This is a genomic window from Nitrospira sp., assembly GCA_029194535.1.
In the GTDB taxonomy this organism is placed as follows: Bacteria; Nitrospirota; Nitrospiria; order Nitrospirales; family Nitrospiraceae; genus Nitrospira_C.
Genome location: JARFXR010000001.1, coordinates 12,650 through 37,672 on the forward strand (window position 1 = coordinate 12,650; position 25,023 = coordinate 37,672).

Genomic DNA, 25,023 nt, shown 5'->3' on the forward strand with positions numbered 1-25,023 from the left:
TATGTCGGCCACTGTACATCCCATTCCAGCGTTCAGTCTGATCCTCTGTATGTTGTTCGCCGGCGGAGGATGCGCGGGGACGAGTGTTCAACCCGGCGAGCGCGGGCTCTTCTGGCGGCCCTTTACGGATGGGCTATCGCCAGAACCGTTGCGTGACGGCTTCTACTGGCGGGCGGTGTGGAACTCCGTCTATGTCTACGATGTCCGCTGGCAGAGTTACACGGAAAACGTCGATGCGCTCAGTTCCGACGACCTTCTGGTGCAACTCAAGACCGCGATCATCATGCGGCCGATCCCGCAGGAAGTGTATTTTCTGGCGCACGAAATCGGGGCGGACTTCTATCCACGGGTCGTCAAGCCCGAACTGCTCGCGGCAGTGCGGAGCGTGGTGTCAGGCTATGCGATGGTTCATGTGCCGGAAAAGAGCGCGGAGATCGGAAGCAAGGTTCAGGCGGTGGTGATGGAGAAACTGAAGGGGCGCCACCTGGAAATTGCCAGCGTGGCGTTGGCGGACATTGAATTGGCCAAGGTCGTCCTGGACGCCGTCGAGCGCAAACAGGCAAAAGAGCAGGAGAAGGAGCAGAAGGAATTCGAGCTTGTGATCGCGGAAAAAGACGCGGAAATCGCACGACGGCGGGCGAGGGGAGAGGGCGACGCCATTCGAATCCGGTCGGAGGGAGAGGCCGAAGGTCTTCGTATTCGTGCAACGGGCCAGGCAAAGGCTCAGGAAACGATCACGAAGACCCTGACGCCGGAGTACCTCCGGTACAAGTTGTACGACAGTCCCAATGCCAAGCTGGTGCTGTTGCCGGACAAATTGAACGTGCCGATTCTGGTGAATCCCGGACCGGATCAGCCCCACTCTCCCTATCAGGCGGAGATTCCTTCTCGGTGAACGACGGCTCGGACAACCCTCCGTCATGCACTGGATTCAGACGTGGCGCCAGATGACGGTCCGGGAACTGAGCGGCCGTTTGTCGGGGCCGGAGGCCGCAAGGAAATACAAGTGGAACGACGCATCGAGATGCGCTACAGCGATGGCGTTTCTCCCGTCAAGAAGGACGCCATTCGCACGACTGTGACCGCAATCATAGAGAGGAGGCCGTCATGGATGGTTACGGCAAGCGAGTTCTCATCGTGGGTGACAATGAAGACAGCAGACAGGTGCTCTCCCACCTCTTTGCACAGACCGACTATAACATTCATCTCGCCACAGACGGGCTCCACGCCTTGAATGAAATGACTAAGCGACATTTTGATGCCGTCATTTTGGACTATTGCATGCCGAGCATGGAGGGAGGGGAGTTCCTGCTCTCGAGCCAGGCGACCTGGCCCGAGACACCGGTCATCATGCTGTCCGGTGACGCCGGCGACCTCGAACACGACATGATCGAGTTGGGAGCGTTCGCGTGGGTCCGTAAACCCTACGAGACGGATCTGCTCCTGAGCCTGCTGTTGTCGGCAGTCCGGCAACCACAGGCAGCCACGCGTCCGCAACTGGCCGCTCACATGTCCGAATAGAGAGCGTCTCGAATGCGTTGGCTGATGTGTGGTTTGGCCATCTTGTTGAGCGGGTGCCATGCGGCCCAGGCGCTAGATGTTGCGCGGGTTCCGAACGAACCGGCCTTCAGGGACATGTGGGCACGCTACTCCGATTGCCGATCCAGCACCGGCGTGCTGGAGACCTGGCAGGACGCCGAACACCTGAACCGTGCGGTCCGCCTCATCGACGAGTCGAGGCGGGCGACTCATATCCTGCCGCAGGTGTTCGAGCAGGCCCTGGCGCCGCCTCCTCCGCGTTTGGCCGTGGATCCAAGAGCCATGGCTGCCGCTTGCACGTTATCCGCCGGCCACGTCGCCCACCACGCAGGGCAGGATTGGTTGGCCGCGAAGCTGTTTCAGTTCGTCCTCCTGAATTTTGAGGAGTCTCGGTACAGCTACTATCGGGAACAGGCGTTCAAGGGGATCGTCCGACTCGGAAATTTCGCGAGTGAACAGATCCTACGAGTCCCGACTCGACAGATTCCATGACCCCTGCGCACAGGTGGTTGTGGAGCCGGAGTCAGGGACGCATGGAGGGTGCTATGACACGATGGGCGATCGTGCTGTTCTGGTGCTGTACATTGTTCGTCACACCATGGTCGGCGGCCGCCAAGCTGGCCGGCGATCACGATGAAGAGCATCTCATCCATGTGTACGACCATCTGGCGCCATCGACGATTTTTCTGTCGGTGATCTACGAATCCGTCCATCCGCTATCGCAACCGTCGACGACCGGGGTCGGTGCCGGCTTTCTGATCGATGACGAGGGTACGGTTCTGACGAACGCGCACGTCGTGGACGGAGCCGACTCGATCACCGCCACGTTGTTCGACGGAACAAGGGTCAAGGCCGACACGCTCGCCCTGGATCCGGTGACAGATGTCGCCATCCTATCGATTGCCGCTTCAGGAAAAAAGCTTGTTCCCGTCAAGCTCGGCGATTCAGACCGTCTCCGCATCGGACAGCACACGTCGGTCGTCGGAAGTCCATTTGGCTTGGGATTCACCTTGACAACCGGCATCATCAGCGGGCTGGGTCCCCCCAGCAGACGACTCGGGACCGGTCCCTCCCGTCTCATTCAAACGACGGCGCCGATCAATCCAGGAAACAGCGGCGGGCCCTTGGTGGACTCCCGCGGACGAGTCATCGGGATCACGACGGCGGCATTGATGGGGGCGCAGAACATCGGATTCGCCATTCCCATCAACGTCGCCAAACAGGTTTGGAGTGAATTGAAAGAGAAAGGAAAGCTCGAACGGCCATGGCTCGGCGTCACGGGACAATTCATTACCGAGGAGCTTCGGACATTGGTCGCGCTCCCTCTCCGCGAGGGCCTATTGGTCGAGGACGTCGAGGAAGGCAGTCCCGCGGCGCTGGCCGGCATCAGGTTGGGAACCATTCACATGGTGCTCGATGGGATGACCTGGGTCTTGGGCGGAGACATTATCCTCGCCCTGGAAGGGCAATCCATCCGCTCCCCGGAGGCCTTGGTGGACGTTGTGAAGAGTTTGCACGTCGGTCAAACGGTTGAGGTTGACTTGCTGCGGGACGGCGAGCGGCTCCACGCCTCCATCGTGCTGGCAGAACGTCCCGCCGGCGCACTGCGATCGCCCAGCCGCACAGGCTTGCCCGCCACCGGGACCGCAGCTCGTCAGCCGACCGCGCTTCCCCTCCATCGGTTGACGGGCTTCTGAGCGCCGGACCACGTCCGGCAAAAGGAGGATTGTCGAACACTTATGACGACGGCATACGACCTCGACCTCTTGTGCATCGGCAGCGGGCCGGCCGGCCAACGGGCGGCGATTCAGGCCGCAAAGGTCGGCAAGCGCGTCGGCGTCATCGAACGCAGGCGCGTGGTCGGGGGCGTCTCCGCGGCGACCGGAACGATTCCCAGCAAGACGCTTCGAGAAGCGGTGCTGTCCTTTCTGTGCATGGCCAACCACGCAGAACAGCATCTCGGCAATCCCTACGAAAACCGGCCCACGGCGTCTCAACTCCTGACGCGCGTCGACGCCGTGATCAAGCGGGAGGTCGACGTCGTCGCCGATCAACTTCGCAGGAACGACGTCTTGTTGATTCATGGGGAAGCCTCCTTTGCGGGCCCCCACACGGTCGCCGTCACCGGCGACCATCAACCCAGGATGGTCACCGCGGAAAACATTTTGATCGCCGTCGGCACAGTTCCCGCCCTGCCCGACGGGGTGCCGGTCGACGGAGACGTGATCTTGACCAGCGACGATATGGTGAGATTGAAGCGGCTTCCGCGCCGCATGGTCGTGATCGGCGGCGGCATCATCGGCATCGAATACGCATCGATGCTCGCCGCGTTGAAAGTCAACGTCACGCTGATAGACAAGCGAACGCGCCTTCTGGAGTTCCTGGATTCGGAGATCGTGGACGAATTGATGCACCAGTTACGCAACCGCAATGTGACCTTTCGGCTCGGCGAGGCGGTCGAACGGTTGGAGTTGACCGAAGATGAGGCGCGTCGCGCAGTCATTACTTTAGAATCCGGCAAGCATATCGTCGCCGAGTCCGTCTTGTATTCAGTCGGGAGAATGGGCGCCGTCGATCGGCTCAACCTGGCCGCGGCGGGATTGGCGGCCGACAAACGAGGACGCTTGAGGGTCGATGCGCAGTTCAGGACAGAGGTTCCCCACATTTTCGCCGCCGGAGACATCATCGGCTACCCCAGCCTAGCTTCGACCTCCGCTTCACAGGGGCGCCAGGTTGCCTGTCACGCGTTCGGGATCGAGCCCGATCCACTCCCCGAGCATTTGCCGGTGGGTATTTATTCCGTTCCGGAAATCTCCATGGCGGGGCCGCCGGAATCCGAGTTGACGGAGCAACGGGTTCCCTACGAAACCGGCATCGCACGCTATCGGGAGATCGCAAGAGGGCAGATTCTGGGGGACGACAGCGGCCTCGTGAAACTCCTTTTTCACCGGGAGGATCGACGCCTCCTGGGCGTCCATGCGATCGGGACCGGCGCGACCGAGCTCATTCACATCGGGCAGGCAGTGCTCGATCTTAACGGGGGTCTGAATTATTTCCTGCGGACCGTCTTCAATTATCCGACGTTCGCCGAGTGTTACAAGGTGGCGGCGCTGGATGCCTTCAACAAGCTGGAGATGGAGCGCAGACCCAAGCACAAGGAACTGTCTAAGTGAGGCCGCGATGGCTGCCGACGACGTTGGGCACGATACAGAACGTTCAAGCCGACCTGTCCCTCGCTCTGCGCCAATGGATCAAGGTCGGAGGACAACTGCTCGTCAAACGATAGGCGGCGCGCGACGATCTGTCACGGTTCGGACCAGCTGTCTATGACGAACCGAGCGCTCAGGATTGGAGGCGGTCTACACAGGGTCAGATGGCACCCATCATCAATTTAGAGAGGAGAGGAGAAGAACATGAGAACAGGTCGCTACCAGCATACCGCATTGCTCGTCTCCGCCTTATTGGTCGTCTTCGTCTCCGGGATGATTCTCGGCGCAGCCCCAGCTTGGGTGCCCCCACAATGGGTCGACAAGGTCACCATGGAAGTCATGATTCAAAAGAACATGGCCAAGAAAGGCAATTTCGATCCCTACTTGAAGCAACTGGACGTGATCAGCGAGGCCGCCGTCAAAGGGGATTACGCCGGCAAGCGGAAAGGTCTGAACCGGTTCCTCGAAATGTTGGAAACGAAAGAGGGAGGAATCAGCACCGACGCCGCGCACCAGATTTTTGCGACCGTCGTCAAGTCTGTCCCCTATGCCGTGCTGCTTCCGCTCAAGACCGAGGACAAGCTCGATCCGGAGGAAAAGGCGCTCGTGGACCGCATGAAACGCTTTTCGGAAGCCATCAAACAGCAGGACGAACGAGCGGCTCTCTCGTTCTAAGCGACCCTGCTCCATCCTCGATGAGCGCAGGACAGCGGAGGCGGCGGAAGCGGTGTCGTTCGTGATCCATCGGCTGAATCGAGTCGGCGAGGTTCGCATCGCCAGACAGAGGTCATGGCAGTATGCATGGTCGCAGATCCGTTGCACACTCTATAGTGGGAACCAAGAAGATGAAGGGAGCCAGAATGAAGCTGCAGCCGAGACGATCGGTTAAATCAGTTAAGAAGGTACGGGTACGGGGGGAGCAATCGGCGCCTCCGGTGAACGGCGATCGGACGGAGACCGACTCAACCATGAGCCACCATGCCCGCATCGCCGCGCACGCATACGCCATCTACGAACAGCGGGGCAGGCAGGATGGCCACGACGTGGAGGATTGGCTTGCGGCGGAACACCTCGTGAGCCACGACCAGAACCCTTGAACCTCGGCATAGCCGCGTGACGGGCGGGAGCAGCCGGCTCCTCCGCTCGGGCATTTCCCGGTCGATTCGCGCGGACCGGATGCAGAGGGAAAGAAGACCATCACGGCTTTCCTGCACGCGATGCAATCCGGTCGCGGGAGCGATGCATGGATGGCCGAAAATCGACGCCAAAGGTGGATCTCATGTCGGACGGCATGATACTGAATCAGATCGAACAATTAGTGTCGCAACAACATCGGTTGCAGGGGAAAGAATTCCTTTCAGAGGAAGAATACTCACGGCTACGGCTGGTCCAGATCGAAATCGACCAGTGCTGGGATCTGTTGCGACAGCGACGCGCGCTTCGTGCAGCGGGCCAGGACCCCGATCGTGCCCAGGTCCGCCCGGCGGAAGTCGTCGGGAAGTACCGCCCCTAAGCCTCCGCCCTCACCATCGGAGAGGGCACCCTAGCGTCCATCGGAGTCGGTTTCGAATCCTAGGCTCGAGAGTCCCCATCCGGTACCGTTGCGATCGAAAATCTCGAACAGGTCATCACTCGACAAACGGAAGCTCAACTCGCCCGCAACCGACAACCCGGCTTGGTGGACCGCCGAGTCGAGAACACCGAACGGCTGCGCACGCGAGCCGCACGAGGGTCTATCGGCCAGGAGCACGGAAGCGGAGTAGGAACAAGTTGATAGGTAAGAAGTACGCGGTTGGCGTCTCTCGCGAGCGCGGATCAGCGCTAGACCGCCAATTCCCCAACTGGTTGCGTGTGGTAGCGGCCGGCAATCCGTCTGAATTGACGGCTAGATAACGCCGCCACGCAGGCAGTGCCGAGCAGGACAAGGCCGATCCCCAACAAGCTGACATGCGGTCCCATCGTGTCGGCGGCCCACCCAAACCCGGCCATTCCGGCCATGGCCGAGGCCATAGAGCCCGTGCTGAACGTCGTGAAGACGCGTCCCAGCAACGGAGCCGGTGTCACCTCCTGCAACACGCCCCACACGATCGGCATGAACAAAGCCGTGCTTCCCCCGATGATCAGAATCAGCGCTCCGGCGATCAATGGAGCCGTCAGCAGACTGAGTCCGCACATGGCAAGCCCCCCGACCATCATCGACCGAAAGATGAGGGTGAAACGACGGGTCAAATCGCCTTGCGCGAGAGAGGCCAGCCAGGTCGACGTCGCGAGCATGCCGGCGCCCAGGGCGGACCACAGCACTCCCAGTTCCAACGCACCTGCGCTGAGGTTCTGCTCCGCGAAGACCGGCAACATGAACGCGAAGGCGCTCGCGGCCAAACTGTACAGGGCGGCGGCCAGCATCAGGACGAGCATGGACTGATCGAAGCATACGAAGCGAATCCCCGCCATCAATTCCTGTTTCAAACTGCCGCGCGCAGGCTCCTCCGCTCCCGCTTCCCTGGGTACGGGCTGCAGACGGATGCCGACAAGACAGAGCGCCGACACGAAAAAGGTCGCGGCATTCACGTACAAGACGTTCTGTGACCCGACCAGCGCGATCCCGATTCCGCTGATCAGGGGACCGATGAGCAAACCCACGTTCGTCGTGGTCTGGAGTAACGCGTTCGCCGCGGTCAATTGATCACGCCGAACGATCTGCGGAACCGAAGAGGAGAGGGCCGGCCCGAACACCGTCGATACCACAGCCAGCAGGAATACGGCCACGTACAGCCGCTCGAGCGACAATTCGCCGATCGCGTAAAGCACGGGAATCATCAGCACCAGAACCGTCCGCGCCAGATCGACCTTGATCATGACGGACTTCTTGTCCACTCGATCCAGATAGACTCCGATCAAGGGACCCAAGATAAGCGGTGGAATCGTTTGCAAAAGGCCGATCACGACCATTTTCATGGCAGATCCGGTCAATTGATAGACGAACCAGAGTAGCGCGACCCGGTTGAGGCTGTCGCCTACCTGAGACGTCATCTGTCCCCAGAACAGCAGAGCAAAGTTTCTGGTCTTGAGCAGCCCCCAGCCCGTTGCGTCGGACGACGCATCGGGAGAATCGGAGAAAGAATCGGGTCGATCGTTGGGATGTACACGCGTCATGATAGGTTCACATGTCCTGGGTTGGTTGATTGTCGGTGATGACGGATTGTCGAGATGCGCACTGTCGGATCCTGATGAGGTGAGATGCACAGACCTTGCCTCAAAGTGCACCCTGAGATCAAGAGGCCGTTGCTTTTTATCATGTGGGGTTAGCATCGCGATCTGCGGAGAAGTTCAAGACTATTTTGCCCCATGAGGACAATTTGTCTGACCAATTCTGCTGCAGTCTGATCGTGACCTGGACCTTTCCCTAGAGGCTCGACCATACACACTTCCGGTCATGACTGACAGGTGTCCCCTTCACCGGCCATCGGCTGCGGGACCAAATGGGCCACCGATGGCTCGGTCATTCGGCCTAGGAAATGACCGGTCCAAAGTCCCGTACCGGCCATGACCAGGCCGATGACTGCGATGCTGACCGGCACGCCGTATTCCCCTGTGATCCAGCCGAAGAACGTAATCCCTCCCATGGCCGCGCCCATCGCTCCCATCGTATAGAACCCCAATACACGGCCCAACAGGTGCGGAGGCGTCACTTCCTGCAGGACTCCCCAGGCAATGGGCGTGAGCACCCCGAGCCCACCGCCCAGGAGAATGAGCAGACCGGCCGCCGCGGCCGGACGTGCCGCCCACACCAGGCCCAGCAGGGCGGCGCCGCTCGCGGCGCTTGCCACGGCAATGATTTTAAGACGACGTTTGACGTCCCAGGCGCTGATCGTGGTGAGCACCACCGACACGCCCAGCAGCCCGACACCGAGCATCGACCACAGATACCCGACTTCGACCGGCCCGAGGTCCAGCAGCTTTCTCGCAAACACGGGAAACAGCGTCGTGAATGCGGCCGTCGCGAAGGTGTACAGCGACGCAGTCGCGGTGAGAAACAGCACCAGCGGCCGGCCTCTGACCACATAGAGGAACCCTTCCATGACGTCACGCCAGGTCGAAGCAAGAGAATCAGATCCGCCGCTCGATAGAGACGGCGCGAACCGGATGGGAAGAAAACAGGCGGCGGAGATGACGTAGGTGGCGGCGTTGAGGCACAGGACTTCCTGGGAGCTCAAGGCGGCGATGCCCAATCCGCTCAAGGCCGGCCCCATGATGATCCCCAGGCTTGTCGTCACCTGCAGCAAGGCGTTGGCGGAGGTGTATTGGACAGGCGCAACCAGTGACGGGATGGAGGCGGTCAGCGCCGGGCCGAAGACAGCGGTCGCCATGGCGTGCAGGGTGACCAGCACGTATAAGGCCGAGACCGTGAAGGTATCGACGGGCATCCAGCAGGGAATCAGGCCGATGACGAGCGCCCGCACGAGATCCGATAGGATCAACAGCATCTTCTTCGGGAGCCGATCCACGGCGACACCGATGAGCGGAGCCAGCACGATGGCGGGCACCGTTTGCAGTAATCCGATGACACTGGTCTTCAGCGGCGAGCCGGTGACGGAATAGACGAACCAGAGCAATGCCAGCTTGGAGATGCCGTCTCCGATCTGCGAGACAACCTGGCCCCACCACACCAGACTGAAATCGCGGCTGAGAAGCCAGCGTCGCGGGCCGGGTTGAGTTGTGAGAGGGACCGAACGGTCCTGTACTGACACGGTCCCCCATGCAAGGTTGAGGTGAGGTTCGATGGGGCCTATTGGGGCCGCTTACTCTTTTGCGATGATTTGCACGCCGGAAGTATTGACTGCCCGAACGCCGGGAACGTGTCTGGCCGCTTCCGCCGCTTCCAGTGCGATGACCTGAAACCGGGTCTTGCCGCTCAACAGCACGACGCCGTTCTCCGCTTTCACGTCGAATCCCACGGCCTTCAGGGTCTCGCTGCGCGCGAGACGATCCCGGACGAGATGGGCGATCGTTTCATCCTGCTTCTTAACCAGCGAGGCTCGGAGAGCGGGAGAGGGGGTCAACTTGTTCACGACCGCGTCGACTCCGTCGATCTTTTTGACGATATCGGCCGCGCGGCTCTTCTCTTCCTCCGTCGGCACGCTGCCGCTCAGCACGGCTTTGCGATTGTCCATCTCCACTTCGATATCGAACGGAAAGAGCAGCGGATCCGCCATCAGCGCCAACTTAATCGTGAGGTTGAGGGACGTCACCGGCTTCTTGCCGGGCTCCTCCGTCTTGGCTTGCGCCGGCTCTTCCGTCTTGGGCTTGTCCTCGACCTTCGCTCTCTCCTCAACCTTTGTCTTGTCCTCGGGCTTCGCTTTGTCGTCCGCCTTGCCTTTTTCTTCGACCTTGGTTTTCTCCTCGGTTTTGGCCTTCTCCTCAGTCTTCGCCTTCTCCTCAGTCTTCCCCTTTTCCTCCGTCTTTCCCTTGTCTTCGACCTTGGCTTTCTCGTCCGGCTTGCCCTTGTCTTCAGCCTTGGGCTTGTCTTCCCTGAGCTTCTCCTCGGTCGGAGATTTTCCCCCCGCGTCGTTCTTGCCGTCCGCTTCCAGCTTCTTTTTCGACTCGGGGGCCGGTCCCGACTCCTTCGACCGCTCATCGATGTTGTCGGCCGCCTCAAGCCGAGGGACCGGCCACCAGAGAAGCAGGAAGCAGAGGAGCGCGAGCCAACCAACGCCTCCGGCCTTGCGGATTATCACGGACAACGAAACCAATCCCGGCTCCTACCGATGCATCATTCCACGACTGCGAGGCTCATCTTCGTCGCCGCCTCACGCGAAGCCTACTCGGAAATTCCCTAGGCCTCTGCATCCGGCGACCAGATCATAACAACACCGCATCTCGAGACGAGCGGGAGGTCCCTGCCTCCCTGCGGACACAAGATACCGGAACACGCGCCCGATAGCCAAGGGTATTTCCCAGTTAGGCGATCACCCAACAGCTTGCTATGGTGCCGGATGACCGGCGCGCTCTCCGTGTCGGAGGAACCAGCGGGGCACGACTTATGAAATCGACGCGTGTACTGGGCATGATCATGGCCGGCGGCAAGGGCTCGCGGCTGTTTCCCTTGACCGAGGTGCGTAGTAAACCGGCGGTCCCATTCGGCGGGACCTATCGGATCGTGGATTTTGTCCTCAGCAATTTCGTCAATTCCGGCATCACCGCGCTGCATGTCCTGGTGCAATACCGCTCGCAATCGCTGATTGAACACCTGCGCAACGGGTGGCAGATCGGCGGCCGGAACAGAGACAATTTCGTCAGCGTGGTGCCGCCGCAGATGCGGGCCCGCGAAGGGTGGTACGAAGGCACGGCGGACGCCGTCTACCAAAATCTCAACCTCATTGCGGATTTTCGACCGGACGTGATCGCGGTCTTCGGCGCGGACCACATCTACCGAATGGACATCGGCCAGATGGTGAGTCGCCATCTCGAAACGGCGGCAGATGTCACCGTCGCCGTGCTGCCCGTCCCGGTGGAGGCAGCCGCCGGATTCGGCATCGTCGAAACCGACGAGAGCGGACGGATGATCGGGTTCCAGGAGAAGCCGGCCCACCCCAAACCCATGCCGGCCCGCGACGGCTACGCGCTGTCCTCCATGGGCAATTACCTCTTCAACACCGAGACCCTGGTTCCGCTGCTGAAACGCGACGCATCCCGCGAAGGTCCGCACGACTTCGGGCGCAATATCGTGCCGGATCTGCTGATCGACCATCTGGTCCACACGTATGACCTATCCGACAACCGGATCCCGGGGCTTCGCTCCTCTGAAGAACGGGGCTACTGGCGCGATGTCGGCACCTTGGATGCCTACTGGCAAGCGAACATGGATCTGCTCGGCGAAGCGCCGATCCTGGATCTACGCAACGCCGAGTGGCCGATCATCTCCGGCCGATATGATGGACCGATGCCTTCGTTGATCCGCAGCCGCATCGACGATTCGATGATCGGACAATCCAGTCAAAGCGTCGAAGCCGACATCCGGCGATCGGTCATCGGACGAGGGGTCCGCATCGAACGGGGCGCGCGACTCGAAGAGTGCGTGCTCCTCGACGACGTGCATGTGGGCCCGCAAGCCCGGCTGCGCCGCGTCATCGCCGACCGCGGCGCCGTGATTCCCGGCCGCAGCCGCATCGGCTATGAGCCGGAGCGGGACGCCGCACGCTTCCACATATCGGAATCCGGCCTGGTCGTGCTGCCGCATCCCTCGGTCAACATGGAACCCGGACGGCTTCGCCAGGCCTCATGACGCCGGACGTGACATCATGCCGTCGCCCATCCCGTTGCCCTTGCCTTTGCCTTTGCCTCTGGCCACCTACCGGCTGCAATTGCATCGCGGCTTCACATTTGCCCAGGCCGGCGAGGTGGTGCCCTATCTGCGCGCGCTCGGCATCAGCGACTGTTACCTCTCTCCGATCAACCGGGCGATGCCCGGCAGCGAGCACGGCTACGACGTCATCAACCCCGCCGTCCTAAATCCCGATCTCGGCACCGAGGAGGACTTCACTCGGTTCGTCGAAACCGTTCGCTCGCACGACTTAGGTCTCGTGATCGACACCGTCCCCAATCACATGGGAATCGGCAAAACCCTGAACGGCTGGTGGCGCGACGTCCTCGAGAACGGCCCCGGCTCCCGCTATGCCTCCGCGTTCGATATCGACTGGCATCCCATCAAGCGCGAACTGGAGAACAAAGTCTTGCTGCCGATCCTGGCCGACCAATACGGCGCGGTGCTCGAACGGCGGGAGATTCAGATCGCCTATGAGGAAGGTGCGTTCCTGCTGCGCTACGGCGACCATGAATTGCCGTTGGCGCCCAAGACCTGGGTCGGCTTCCTGTCGTATCAACTCGACAAATTGGTCCGCGAGGGCGAGCAGGACATGCCGGTGATGGAACTGGAGAGCATCGTCACGGCTCTGAAAAATCTCCCGGGGCCGGACGAGCGAGACCCGAGAGTGATCGAGGAACGCAGCCGCGAGAAGGAGGTCATCAAGAAACGGCTCGCGGTGCTGCTGGGAGACCACCCGTTGGTGCGGACGTTCGTGATGGAGAATCTCCGCCTCTTCAACGGGGAACGAGACCGGCCGGAGAGCTTCGATCTGCTGGACCGACTGCTGGACGACCAAGCGTATCGGCTCGCGTCGTGGAAGGTGGCGTCGGAAGAAATCAACTATCGCCGCTTCTTCGACATCAATGAGCTGGCCGCCATCCGCGTGGAAGATGAGGCGGTGTTTCAAGAGGCGCACCAGCTGCTGCTTCGTCTGATCCGGCAAGGGATCGTGCGGGGATGCCGCATCGATCATGTGGACGGTCTCTATGATCCCGGCCGGTATCTCCGGCATCTGCGTGAGCTGACAGAGCGGGACGACGGCGATCTCGGCGCATCCCCTCTCTATATCGTCGTCGAAAAGATTCTCGGCCGCGACGAATCGCTGCCCGACACCTGGCCCGTTCACGGCACGACCGGCTACGAATTTCTCAACGACGTCAACGGCCTGTTCGTCGCCGTCGACCACAAACGACCGTTTACGGACATCTACGACAGGGTCGTCGGCCGTGAGGACGCATACCAGGACCTGGTCTATGGCGGCAAACAGCTGATCATGCAGGTGTCGATGTCGAGCGAGATCAACGTCCTGGGACATCAGCTCAATGTCCTATCGGAGCGCGATCGCCGGTCGCGGGACTTCACCTTGAACAGCCTGACGCATGCCATTCGGGAAATCATCGCCTGCTTTCCGGTCTATCGAACCTACATTACCGACGGGCCGGAACCCGTCTCGGACCGTGACCGAGCCTACATCCACATGGCCGTCGCCCGGGCCAAGCGGCGCAATCCGGCGATCGATGGGCAGGTCTTCGATTTTATCCGTTCGCTGCTCCTCAAACAGGGGGACGCCAGGACACCTGAGGACCGCGAGGAACAGATGCGGTTCGTCATGAAGTTTCAGCAGACCACCAGCCCGGTCACCGCCAAGGGGGTCGAGGACACGGTGTACTACCGCTATCATCGGCTCATCTCGCTCAACGAGGTCGGCGGTGACCCGGATCAGTTCGGCCTGTCGGTCGAAGAATTCCACTGGCGCATGAGGGAGCGACAAGCCCGCTGGCCACACGGTCTGTCGGCATCGTCCACTCACGACACCAAGCGGAGCGAAGACGTGCGCGCACGAATCAATGTGCTGTCTGAGTTGCCTCAGGAATGGAAATCGCGGATCGGCCGATGGAGCCGGTTGAACCGCGCGCATCGGCGGGAAATCGACGGAGAGCGAATGCCCGACCGCAACGACGAGTATCTCCTGTATCAGACGTTGATCGGCGCGTGGCCTCTTGAGCCGCTCACCGACGAGGCCCATCGGAACTTCTGCGACCGCATTCAGCGCTACATGCACAAAGCCGTGCACGAAGCGAAGGTCCACAGCAGCTGGGTCAATCCCAACCCGACCTATGACCAGGCGCTCCAGCGCTTCATCGAGACCATACTGGACCGCATCCCAGCCAACCGCTTTCTGGAAGATTTCCTGCCGTTCCAAGCCCGGGTGGCACACTACGGCCTCTACAATTCGATCGCACAGGTTCTGCTCAAGATTACGGCCCCTGGGGTTCCCGACTTGTACCAGGGAGCCGAGACGTGGAATTTCCACCTGGTCGACCCGGACAACCGCGGCCCGGTGGATTATGCGGCCAGAGCTTCGGCCCTTGACGAGTTGCGCGCCACGATCGAGCGGATCGGGTCGGACCGCGCGGCGTTTGTGCGCTCCCTCTTCGAGCAGCCGGAGGACGGGCGAGTGAAGCTGCTCACCCTGATGCTCGGGCTGGAACAGCGCAGGCATCGTCCCGAGCTGTTTCAACTGGGCGACTACCTGCCGCTTGAATGCGGCGGCAACAAGAAACAGCACCTCTGCGCCTTCGCCCGCGTACGCGACCAGCAGGCCGTGATGACCGTCGTGCCTCGCCTGGTTGTCACCTTGGCTCCGGATGAGAAACAGCTCCCAATCGGACCTTCCATTTGGGAAGACAGTTGGGTAGCGGTGCCCCCATGGCCGACGCTCGGCGAGTACCGTCATGTTCTCACCGGAGAAATCTTCGCAACCGAGTCGGTCAGTAGCCGCCGCGTCCTCCCATTGAGCCAAGTCTTCGGTCATTGCCCGGTGGCGATGCTGGAGCGCCTCTCCTGAACCTCCGGTGATCCCACTGCAACGGATGACGTACGAACATCGGTCGGCAATGCATTCGCCCCCACGCTTCTCGCAAGCCCTACCGACGGGCCAAGAGCGTGGTGGACATCATTCGGCGCGTCCTCGATCCGAATCGATTTCCTTGGATGTACGAAAGCCGATTGCGGGTTGACTGTATCGCTCCCGGTTGGGAATGAGCGGTCTACACGCAGATGGTTCCGAGTCTTGTCGTGAACTGCCACGTTCCGGATCCCTCGAAGAACTAGGGGGCTGCCTAGGGCATCTAACTCCATTCGTCAGCCTATACTTTATTCGCAATTCCAATCACTTTTGACAAGGATGCGACATGCGGCGATCAGACGGCATTGCGGATCAATCTGTCCTTCACCGATACGGCATCGCGGTTCTGTGGGCGCCGTGCGCGACGGCGCTGCGGTGGGCATTCGTGCATCGGCACGGAGGCCTCACCTGGGCCGAGGACAGGATGGACGGCCTCGAGATTCTTCAACCGTGCAAAGCCGACCTCCGACGCCAAGAACATTCCCGTGGTGGGCCGAACCTCCTCGCGGGAGGAACAGGACCTGATCCGCAATCACGATCTTGGAGCCAACAGCTATGCGGTCAAGCCGGTCGACTTCTCTCAATTCAACGGGGCGATCCGGCAATTGGGCATGTATTGGATCCTCTTGAATCAGGTCCCGGCCGAACTCTCGGCGCAGCACCAACCGTACTAATCTCAGGCGAGAGGAGCACGGGACATGGCACCGTTCAATTTGCTGATCGTCGAAGATGACGCGGCCCACGTCGAGTTGGTCGTTCGGGAGCTCAAGAAGAGCGGCTACGAGCCCCATTGTCTGCCCGTGACCGACCGCGAAGCCTTCATGCAGGGCCTTGCCCAGCACCGGCCGGAGATCATCATTTACGATCACAACCTGCCGCAGTTCAGCTCGGCGGAAGCCTTGCGGCTGACGCAGGAACACGGAGACGGGATTCCTTTCATCATCGTCTCGCACGCCATCGGCGACGAGGACGCCGTGGCCCTGATGCGGGCGGGCGCCGCCGATTATCTCCTGAAGGACCGCTTGGGCCGTTTGGGCGAGTCGGTGCGCCACGCGCTCGAGCAACGCCGGCTCCGCGAGGAGCACGCAGCCGCCCGGCAGTCCGTCGTAACCCTCAACGAGGAGTTGGCGCTCAGGATCGCCGCGCGCACGGCCGAATTGCGCGCGGCCAACCATTCCCTCGAACTCGAGCTCGAGCAGCGCAAGGGCGCGGAAGAGGCCCTGCTGCGGCTGAACAGCGAATTGGAGCAGCGGGTCGCGGAGCGGACGCGCGACATCGCCGCCTCGCACGACCGGCTCCAGGCGTTGGCGTCCGAGCTGACGCTGGCCGAGCAGCGCGAGCGCAAGCGCCTGGCCGCCGAGTTGCACGACCATCTCGCCCAGATGCTCGCGCTAGGGCAGATGAAGGTCGCGCAGCTCCGCTCGAAACCGGCCCTTGGGGATCAGCTTAGGGATCAGATTGACCCGCTCGTGACCGAAATCGACGACCTGTTCAAGAGGGCCGCCGATTACACCAGGTCCCTGATGGCAAAACTGAGCCCGCCCGTGCTCGACGAGCTTGGCCTTCCGGCGGCGCTCTCGTGGCTCGCGAGCGAGAAGCCGCTCCACGGGTTGAAGGTCAACGTAAAGCTGGGAACCGACAAGGTCGCGTTACTCGACGATCAGTCGGTCTTGCTTTTCCAGTCCGTGCGCGAGCTGCTGCTCAACGTCGCGAAACACGCGGGTACCGACCGCGCCACGCTGAATCTCGAGGTCGAGGAATCAGGCCGTCTTCACATTGAGGTGCAGGACCAGGGACGGGGATTCACCCCGGACGCGCCGGAATCCAAACCGGCCGGCTCGCACTTCGGGCTGTTCAGCGTCCGGGAGCGCATGCAGGCGATGGGCGGATGGTTCAATGTCACGAGCGCGCCGGGCGCGGGAACCACCGCCACGCTCAGCCTGCCGTTGCCGGCGAGCCCCGAGCCCAAGCAGGCGGACCGCCGGTTGCAGTCCGCGGAGCCTCCCTCTCTTGTGTCTGATCCATCGCCGGAGGGTCATGCCCATCGCATCCGCGTGCTGTTGGTCGATGATCACGTCATGGTCCGCCGGAGCCTCAAGGTCATTTTGGATGGCTTTCCCGACCTCGCGGTCGTCGGCGAGGCGGGAGACGGCCGCGAGGCGGTGGCGAAGGTGGCTGAACTGGCCCCGGATCTCGTCCTGATGGACATCAACATGCCGTGGATGAACGGCATCGAAGCGACCAAGCGAATCAAGCAGGATTGGCCGGACACTCCGGTCATCGGCCTCTCTATCGATAATCAGCCGCACACGCGGGAGGCGATCACGGCGGCCGGCGCGACGACCTTCGTATCCAAGGATGCAGCGGCCGAGCATCTCCACGAGATCATCCTCGCCGCGGGACGGTCCGGCCGCCCGGAGGGCCCGGTCCGGCCGGAACGGCTGTCTTGAGGGATCTGCGGCGGCACAAGCCTCCGCAGGACGGGCCGGAAGTACCCCAGGGCTGCCGCGGTTTCAGGCGAAGACAGAAGACAACGGATAGTCGATCATGAGCGAACCGGGTCGGCACACGACGAGCCCTTTGGACTTTCTCGACGGCGGCGGGGAAATGGGCCGGCGCGTGCGCGCCTTCGACTGGGCCACGACCGCGGTGGGACCGGCGGTCGATTGGCCCCAAAGCCTCAAGACCGCCGTGAGTATCTGCCTCGGCTCCCGCTATCCGATTATTATGTGGTGGGGCCGCTCCGCCTGCACGACCTTTTATAACGACGCGTACATTCCGATCTACGGCTTCCCGAAGCACCCCAGGGCGTTGGGCCGACCGCTGCAGGAATACTGGAAGGAAATTTGGCACATCATCGGCCCCATGTCGGACAGCGTGTTCGCGACCGGAGACGCCACCTGGTCGGAAGACCTCCTCCTCGTGCTGAAACGCAGTCTGCCGCGCGAGGAATGCTATTTCACGTTTTCATTCAGTCCCATCCGGAACGACGCCGGATCGATCGGCGGCGTTTTTTGCGCCGTCACCGAAACCACCGAACGGGTCGTGGGCGAGCGACGGCTGCGCACCCTTCGCGACCTCGGCCGTGCGCTCGTCGATGTCAAGTCGGACGAAGGAGCCTGCATCGCCGCCGTCCACAGCCTGGACGCCGATCGCGCGGATCTGCCTTTTGCCTTGCTGTATCTGCTCGACGGCGGCGGACGGCGCGCCCGGTTGATCGCCGCGACGGGCCTGGCCGTCGGCGCATCGGCCACTCCGCAGCGGATCGACATGGGTGATGCGGCGGAGTCGACGACCTGGCCTCTACGCAGTGTATTTGAGACCGGAGGCGGCCAACTCGTCTCGAACCTGAAGGAGCGTTTCGGATCGTGCTTGCAGAAAGTCCGGCCCGAATCCCCCCAAACGGCGCTTATATTACCGATCGCCACACCGGGGCTGACCCAGGCGGCCGGATTCCTCATCGCGGGTCTCAATCCCCAACGTGTGCTGGACGCCGGTTACCGCGGTTTCCTGGTTCTGATCGCCGGTCAGATCGGCAGCGCGATCGCCAGCGCCCGGGCGCTGGAAGAGGAAACCAGGCGCGCGGAATCACTGGCCGAATTGGATCGGGCCAAGACGGCGTTCTTTTCCAACGTGAGTCACGAGTTCCGCACGCCGCTCACGCTGATGCTCGAGCCCTTGCGGGACAGCCTGGACGACCGGCGCACTCCCCTGGCTCCCGTCCATCGTGATCGCCTCGGCCTCGCCTACCGTAACAGCCGGCGCCTGCTCAAACTGGTCAATGCCCTGCTCGATTTTTCCAGGATCGAAGCGGGCCGGACCCAGGCCCACTACGAGCCAACCGATCTGGCGGCATTGACCGCCCAGCTCACCGCCGTGTTCCGGTCCGCCGTCGAACGGGCGCACCTCAGGTTCACGGTGGATTGCCGGACGCTGTCCGAGCCGATCTATGTCGATCGGGAGATGTGGGAGAAGATCGTGCTGAATCTGTTGTCCAACGCGTTCAAATTCACGCTGCGAGGGAGCATCACCGTCGTCTTGCATCAAGACGGGCCGGCTGCAGTCCTGGACGTCCGCGACACGGGCGTCGGGATCCCCGACGAAGAATTGCCGAAAATCTTCGAGCGGTTTCATCGCGTGCAGGGCGGGGGAGGGCGAACGATCGAAGGCAGCGGGATCGGCCTCGCCTTGGTCAAACAGCTCGTGCAGCAGCACGGCGGTTCACTGACCGTCACCAGCATTGTCGCCGAAGGATCCGTATTTACGGTCAGAGTCCCCTTCGGCACCGCCCATTTGCCGGCGGACCAAGTGAGACCGGCCCGTCATCGTGAGCCGACCGGCGCAAAGACCGATCTCTACCTGGAGGAGGCGTTGCGCTGGCTCCCGGCCGAGACCGGCGTCGATCGGCACGCATCGGAACCGGAGCCGGAGGCGGAGGCGGATGGAGCATCCGAGCAGTCGCGGCCTCGCGTGCTGTTGGCCGACGACAATGCCGATATGCGGGCATACCTCACCCGACTACTGGATCGACGATTCGAGGTGGAGGCCGTGACCGATGGAGCCGCCGCGTTGGCCGCCGCACAGGCCCGCCCGCCCGACGTGATTTTGAGCGACGTCATGATGCCCAGGCTCGACGGGTTCGGATTGGTACGCGCGCTGCGCGATGATCCTTCCACCAGAGCCATTCCGATCATTCTGCTGTCCGCCAGGGCGGGCGAAGAATCCCGCATCGAAGGATTGGCCCACGGCGCGGATGACTATCTCATCAAACCCTTCAGCGCGCGGGAACTGCTGGCCCGGGTCGAGAGCCACTATCAATTGGCGCGCGTACGCCGAGACATGCAGGGAGAGCTCGCCCGCAGCAAGCTCTTCCTGGAGCGCATGGCGGCGGCTACGCCGGACATCCTGTTCGTCTACGACATCCGCGAAGGCCGCAACATCTACTCCAACAAACGCATCGACTCCGTGCTCGGCTACAGCTCCGCGCAGATTCATGCGGTACCCGGCGAATTGATCGATCAGATCGTCCATCCAGACGACCTGCAGGGGACGCTTGAATGGTTCGCGCGATTCGACCGAACCGCCGAAGGAGAGGCCTTGGAGCACGAGCACCGTATCCGACATGCGGACGGCTCGTATCGCTGGCTGCTGTCGAGAGCGACCGCGTTCGAACGCGATACGGACGGCCGAGTGAAGCAGGTCATCGGCGTCGCGACCGACACTACCGAGCGCAAACAGGCCCAGGAGGAGTTGCTCGTGCGCAGCCGGCAACTGCGCCTGCTCTTTGAATTGGCCGAAGCGGTCAACCATGCCGACGCGCTGCCCCAGCTGTACGAGCGGGCGCTCGACTCGATCGTCCAGGCCCTCGGCGCCGATCGAGCTTCCATCCTGCTCTTCGAGGGCGACGGCGTCATCCGGTTCAAGGCCTGGAGGGGCTTGTCGGACCGGTACCGGCGCGCCGTGGAAGGGCACTCTCCCTGGAGCGCGGAGGAGCCGGATCCCCGGCCGATCATCATCGGAGATATTGCCGACACGCCCCTCGACCCGGCGATGAAGGCGGCGATCGAACGGGAAGGAATCCGGGCTCTGAGTTTCATGCCGCTGACGTACGGCGGGAAGCTCCTCGGCAAGTTCATGGTGTATTTCGATCGGCCCAGGACCATGGACGCAAACCAGATCGCGTTGGCCCAGGCGATCGGGGGAACATTGGCCACCGGCATCGACCGGCGCATGGCTGAAACGCGGTTGCGGGAGAGCGAAGACCGGCTCCGTTCGTTTGCCGCTCGGTTGGAGCAGATGGTCGCGGATCGCACCAACAAACTGCTGCAGTCGCAAAAACGGTTGCGGGCCATGGCGACCGAGCTGAACTTCGCCGAGCAACGGGAGCGGAAGCGGATGGCCCTGGAACTGCACGACCATCTCGCCCAAATGCTGGTGCTGTGCCGCTTGAATCTGGGACAATTGAAGCGGACGGTGAGGCTGGACGACAAGGGTGCGGAACTGGTCCAGCAGACGCAGGACGCGCTGAGCGAATCACTGACCTATACGAGAACCTTGGTCGCCGAGCTGGCCCCTACGGTCCTTCACGAGTTCGGGTTGGTTCCGGCGCTCAACTGGCTGGCCGACAGAATGAACCGGCACAATTTGAACGTAGACGTGAAGTCGGAAGGGGTCGGAGAGGTAGCCCTCGCTGAAGATCAAGCGGTCCTGCTCTTTCAATCAGTGCGCGAATTGCTGATCAACGCGGCCAAGCATGGTCAATCCGGTCAGGCGTGCCTGACGATCGCGCGACAGAAGGAAGCCTTGCTGGTCGAAGTTGGAGACCAGGGAAAAGGGTTCGACCCCAACGCGACCTTTGCCGTCGAGGTACCGACGGCGCTTTCGTCAAAGTTCGGCCTGTACAGCATCCGGGAACGGATGACCGCGCTGGGCGGAAGGCTCGACCTGATTTCGCAGCCCGGCAAGGGCACGAGAGCCCGCCTGGTCCTGCCGTTGTCGAATGGGGCTGAGTCGGTGGGCATGGCAGCCGAGCGCGACGCCGGAGCCGTACCGACCGGCTTGCCCATCTCTCATGGGGCGACAAAATCGGATGACCTGCTCCCGGCCAACCGCTTTGCCGACCTTGTTCCGCTTCAGACAGCGACGCACCGCGTACTGCTCGTGGACGATCACGCGATGGTCCGCCAGGGTTTGCGCAGCGTCCTCGAAACCTATGCCGACGTCGAGATCGTAGGCGAGGCTCGGGACGGATTCGAAGCGCTTGCCTGCGTAGATCGGCTGCAACCGTCCGTTGTCGTCATGGACGTCAACATGCCCAGGATGAACGGAATCGACGCCACGAGACGGATCAGGGCGTCTCATCCGAAGACGATCGTCATCGGCCTGTCGGTCAATGCCGGCATCGAGAACGATCAGGCCATGAAGCAGGCGGGCGCAGCCGCGTTATTGACCAAGGAAGCCGCGGTCGAGGAGCTGTACGGTGCCATTCAGGTCCACCAGACGACCGGCGCCGCCGGTCACATGAGCCAAGGTTGATCACCAACCTTTCTACCGACTCTACCGTCTCTCCCATCATCGTATTTCCATCGTCTCTAGGGGTCCCGCTCGTTGGTCTTTCTCCCTGCGGAGGCATGGTCATTGCGGTCGATCCTGCGCGTCCTTTCCACCTCATCGGCTTTTTTCAAGGAGATCGGGATGGATGAAGGACTCGGCCTTGAACTTGAAAAATTCGAAGGCCTCCGCAGAGCCGGGATTCAGCAGTCGGATGTGGGCCTGCAATCAACCTCTGACATGGACGATGCCCGCTAGGGTCTTCCCCAGTCTTGAGTGCCGGCTGCAAATGCTACATCATAAACCACGTGAAGCACGTGGCTTAAAAGACTATCTCAGAGACTATCGATGCCCTCGGCCCGACCCCTTTCGCCTCACAAGCCCGCCCCCTCTGTACGCCGGCCGGCTCGGAGATGGACCATGACGCTCGGAGCGCAAATGCGGGAAGATGGAGTCTGCTTCCGCGTCTGGGCCCCGAAGCGGGAACAGGTAGACGTGATCTTCGAAGGGACGAGGCGGAGCTTGCCGTTGACGAAAGACCCCCTCGGATATTTTTCCGGATGGGAACCGGCCGGCGTGGCCGGCATGTCATACCGCTACCGCCTAGACGGAGGGGACAGCTTCCCCGACCCCTGCTCCCGTTTCCAACCCGAAGGGCCGCACGGCCCATCGTTGATCGTCGACCCTCGCGCGTATGCCTGGCGTACCTCCGGCTGGCGCGGTGTGACGCTCCGAGGCCAAGTACTGTATGAGCTTCATGTCGGCACGTTCACGCCGAAGGGCACGCTCGATGCGGCGGCCGACCAACTGGACGAACTCAAGCGCTGCGGCATTACGCTGATTGAACTCATGCCGCTGGCCGAGTTCCCCGGCCGCTTCAATTGGGGATACGACGGGGCTTCGCTCTTCGCCCCCTGCCGGCGCTACGGCGACCATGAAGCCTTGAAGCGCTTCGTGGACGCCGCGCATGAGCGGGAACTCGGTGTCATCCTCGACGTGGTCTACAACCACTTCGGCCCCGACGGCAATTACCTGCCTGCCTACAGCGACGACTATGTGACGAACCGGCACCCCAACGATTGGGGACAGGCGGTCAACTTCGACGGACCGAACGCGCACGGCGCGAGGGATTTCGTCCTGCAGAACGCCTGTTACTGGATCGACGAGTTTCATGTGGACGGCCTGCGTTTGGACGCGGTCCACGCCATCTACGACGCCGGGCCCCGCCACATCTTGGCTGAACTGTCGGAAGGTGCCAGGGCGGCGGCACCGGGACGCTCGATCGTCTTGATCGCGGAGTGCGAGTCGCAACGGATCGAGGCGCTTCATCCGGTCGAGCGGAACGGATGGGGACTCGACGGGATCTGGAGCGACGATTTCCACCATGCCTGCCGTGTGGCTCTGTCGGGCCGGAGCGAGGCCTACTATTCAGACTACCGAGGCAGCGCACAGGAACTGCTGTCTGTCCTCAAGCGGGGATTCCTCTACCAGGGGCAACGCGATGCCTGGAAGGCGACGACCAGAGGCACGCCGGTCAAGGACGAGCCCGCCCAGAGCTTCATCTTCTATCTGCAAAATCACGATCAGGTCGCCAATCATCTGCTGGGCGACCGTATCCATGCGTTCGCATCACCGGCTCGGTATCGGGCTCTGGTGACGCTGTTCCTGCTCGCCCCGGAAACGCCCTTGCTGTTCATGGGCCAAGAATTCGCCGCGTCCGCCCCGTTCCTTTTTTTCGCCGACCACGTGCCGGAACTCGCGCCGAAAGTCCGCGAAGGGCGCAAGAAGCTCTTGTCCGCATTTCCTCCGTACGCCACCGTCGAGGCTCAGGAGGCGATGCCCGACCCGGGAGATCTCGCCACGTTCGAACGCTCGCGCCTGGATCTGTCTGAACGGGTGCGCCATGCCGCGCAGTATCGCCTCCATCAGGATTTGCTGCGCCTGCGTCGAGAGGATGTCGTACTGTCCCGTCAGGATCGCCGGGCCATCGACGGCGCAGTGCTCGGACCACAGGCGCTGGTGCTGCGCCACCTCACGGACTCGGAGGAGGACCGCCTCCTGGTGGTCAACCTCGGAGCGGATCTACCGTTGATCCCGGCACCCGAACCGTTGTTGGCTCCGGTCGCGGGAGGGTCGTGGATCCTGCGCTGGTCGAGCGATCATCCTCTCTATGGGGGGCCCGGCATCGTCAATCCATTGTCGGAACGGGGATGGGTGGTGCCTGGCGCGACCGCCACGCTGTTCGTCGCCGCGAAGTCGGAGCCGCCGAAATCTTGACCATCCTTCAGCGCAACGTCGCGCATGCCTATGACCATGACGACCCCCGAACCGGTTCGTTCCACGCCGTCGCAGGACGTCCTGTCGTCTCGGCTCGCCAAAGAATGGCAGGTGACGAACGGGTCGGCGGTTGTGCCTCCCGCTTGTGGCTCGGCATTGCCAGCCGCCGCTACCATGGACTATTCGGCTCCGATATCCCGGGATGCGGTCGCCTCGTGATCGTTCCTCGTCTGGATGAAACGATCGAGCAAGACGGCGAGCAAGGCGTCGACGCCGGCCTGGAGCGTGGCGGAGGTCCTGAGAGCCCACCTCTGACGAGGCATGCGTAAATCGGAGCCGGCGATTGGGGCGATGCAGACCCCGCCCGACAGAAACAGGCGGAACGAAGAGCGCGGAAACCGTATCCACAACGGGGCCATCGCGGAGCACCGGTTGCCCGTCAACGTGATTGTCATCAGGAACGATCCGCCGGCCATGACCAAAGTTGGAACAGCTGGCGTTTGAAGGCAATCCGCAGTACGGTGTGCACAGCGCAGCCGATTGACTTCTCGGGGGCGGCTCTGGCATGCAGAATCAGGACCGGCGGTTCGTGAAGGCGGTCACCAAGGGCCGGCCGGACCGTCGGGACCGCATCCGACCCGTGGGAGAGAACCAGATCCGGGAACCGCTCTGATCAG

Annotated in this window: 18 protein-coding genes; 15 read left to right on the plus strand and 3 right to left on the minus strand. The window is 62.1% G+C overall.

The genetic code is table 11. The annotated features are described in order from the left end of the window. Position 1: 1 nt before the first annotated feature. The 8 genes from P0111_00080 (at position 2) to P0111_00115 (ending at position 6,261) form a co-directional block, all read left to right on the plus strand. On the plus strand, positions 2–895 hold the full coding sequence (locus P0111_00080) for a prohibitin family protein (GenBank protein MDF0642397.1): 894 nt from the start codon (positions 2–4) through the stop codon (positions 893–895). A 212-nt stretch (positions 896–1,107) separates the two neighbouring features. Beyond that, positions 1,108–1,521: a response regulator gene (locus tag P0111_00085; GenBank protein ID MDF0642398.1), complete on the plus strand. Its 414-nt coding sequence runs from the start codon at positions 1,108–1,110 to the stop codon at positions 1,519–1,521. Between the two features lie 12 nt (positions 1,522–1,533). Continuing rightward, positions 1,534–2,031, plus strand: coding sequence for a hypothetical protein (locus P0111_00090; protein MDF0642399.1), 498 nt, complete (start codon positions 1,534–1,536; stop codon positions 2,029–2,031). 53 nt (positions 2,032–2,084) lie between these two features. After that, the gene (locus tag P0111_00095) at positions 2,085–3,236 is read left to right on the plus strand and encodes a trypsin-like peptidase domain-containing protein (GenBank protein MDF0642400.1); all 1,152 of its coding nucleotides are present in this window, start codon (positions 2,085–2,087) and stop codon (positions 3,234–3,236) included. Between the two features lie 42 nt (positions 3,237–3,278). After that, positions 3,279–4,712 (plus strand): Si-specific NAD(P)(+) transhydrogenase, encoded by a 1,434-nt coding sequence (gene sthA / locus P0111_00100; protein ID MDF0642401.1) that lies wholly within the window; start codon positions 3,279–3,281, stop codon positions 4,710–4,712. Positions 4,713–4,952: 240 nt separating this feature from the next. After that, the gene (locus tag P0111_00105) at positions 4,953–5,423 is read left to right on the plus strand and encodes a hypothetical protein (protein MDF0642402.1); all 471 of its coding nucleotides are present in this window, start codon (positions 4,953–4,955) and stop codon (positions 5,421–5,423) included. A gap of 185 nt (positions 5,424–5,608) precedes the next feature. Beyond that, positions 5,609–5,845 (plus strand): DUF2934 domain-containing protein, encoded by a 237-nt coding sequence (locus P0111_00110; protein MDF0642403.1) that lies wholly within the window; start codon positions 5,609–5,611, stop codon positions 5,843–5,845. A gap of 146 nt (positions 5,846–5,991) precedes the next feature. Next, positions 5,992–6,261, plus strand: a complete 270-nt coding sequence (locus P0111_00115) for a DUF2630 family protein (protein MDF0642404.1) — start codon at positions 5,992–5,994, stop codon at positions 6,259–6,261. Positions 6,262–6,569: 308 nt separating this feature from the next. Here the strand turns inward: P0111_00115 and P0111_00120 are convergent, their stop codons facing one another. The 3 genes from P0111_00120 to P0111_00130 form a co-directional block, all read right to left on the minus strand. Next, on the minus strand, positions 6,570–7,901 hold the full coding sequence (locus tag P0111_00120) for an MFS transporter (GenBank protein ID MDF0642405.1): 1,332 nt from the start codon (positions 7,899–7,901) through the stop codon (positions 6,570–6,572). A 278-nt stretch (positions 7,902–8,179) separates the two neighbouring features. Further along, entirely contained in the window at positions 8,180–9,496 is a 1,317-nt protein-coding gene (locus tag P0111_00125; GenBank protein MDF0642406.1) for an MFS transporter, read from the minus strand. A gap of 51 nt (positions 9,497–9,547) precedes the next feature. Then, positions 9,548–10,483 carry a BON domain-containing protein gene (locus tag P0111_00130; GenBank protein ID MDF0642407.1) on the minus strand — a complete coding sequence of 312 codons (936 nt, stop codon included), beginning with the start codon at positions 10,481–10,483 and terminating at the stop codon, positions 9,548–9,550. Positions 10,484–10,788: 305 nt separating this feature from the next. Between P0111_00130 and P0111_00135 the strand changes: the two genes are divergently transcribed. From P0111_00135 to P0111_00165, 7 genes are all read left to right on the plus strand, one after another. Next, entirely contained in the window at positions 10,789–12,030 is a 1,242-nt protein-coding gene (locus P0111_00135; GenBank protein MDF0642408.1) for a glucose-1-phosphate adenylyltransferase, read from the plus strand. A gap of 16 nt (positions 12,031–12,046) precedes the next feature. Further along, complete coding sequence (gene treY, locus P0111_00140) at positions 12,047–14,959, plus strand: malto-oligosyltrehalose synthase (protein MDF0642409.1); 2,913 nt, start codon at positions 12,047–12,049, stop codon at positions 14,957–14,959. A gap of 545 nt (positions 14,960–15,504) precedes the next feature. Next, the gene (locus P0111_00145; GenBank protein ID MDF0642410.1) at positions 15,505–15,693 is read left to right on the plus strand and encodes a hypothetical protein; all 189 of its coding nucleotides are present in this window, start codon (positions 15,505–15,507) and stop codon (positions 15,691–15,693) included. A 24-nt stretch (positions 15,694–15,717) separates the two neighbouring features. Continuing rightward, positions 15,718–17,469 carry a response regulator gene (locus tag P0111_00150; protein ID MDF0642411.1) on the plus strand — a complete coding sequence of 584 codons (1,752 nt, stop codon included), beginning with the start codon at positions 15,718–15,720 and terminating at the stop codon, positions 17,467–17,469. Between the two features lie 97 nt (positions 17,470–17,566). Continuing rightward, positions 17,567–22,054 (plus strand): response regulator, encoded by a 4,488-nt coding sequence (locus tag P0111_00155; GenBank protein MDF0642412.1) that lies wholly within the window; start codon positions 17,567–17,569, stop codon positions 22,052–22,054. Positions 22,055–22,489: 435 nt separating this feature from the next. Further along, entirely contained in the window at positions 22,490–24,346 is a 1,857-nt protein-coding gene (gene treZ, locus P0111_00160) for a malto-oligosyltrehalose trehalohydrolase (protein ID MDF0642413.1), read from the plus strand. After that, positions 24,343–24,675 (plus strand): glycogen debranching enzyme N-terminal domain-containing protein, encoded by a 333-nt coding sequence (locus P0111_00165; protein MDF0642414.1) that lies wholly within the window; start codon positions 24,343–24,345, stop codon positions 24,673–24,675. Before treZ ends, P0111_00165 begins: the two co-directional genes overlap by 4 nt. Positions 24,676–25,023 lie beyond the last annotated feature (348 nt).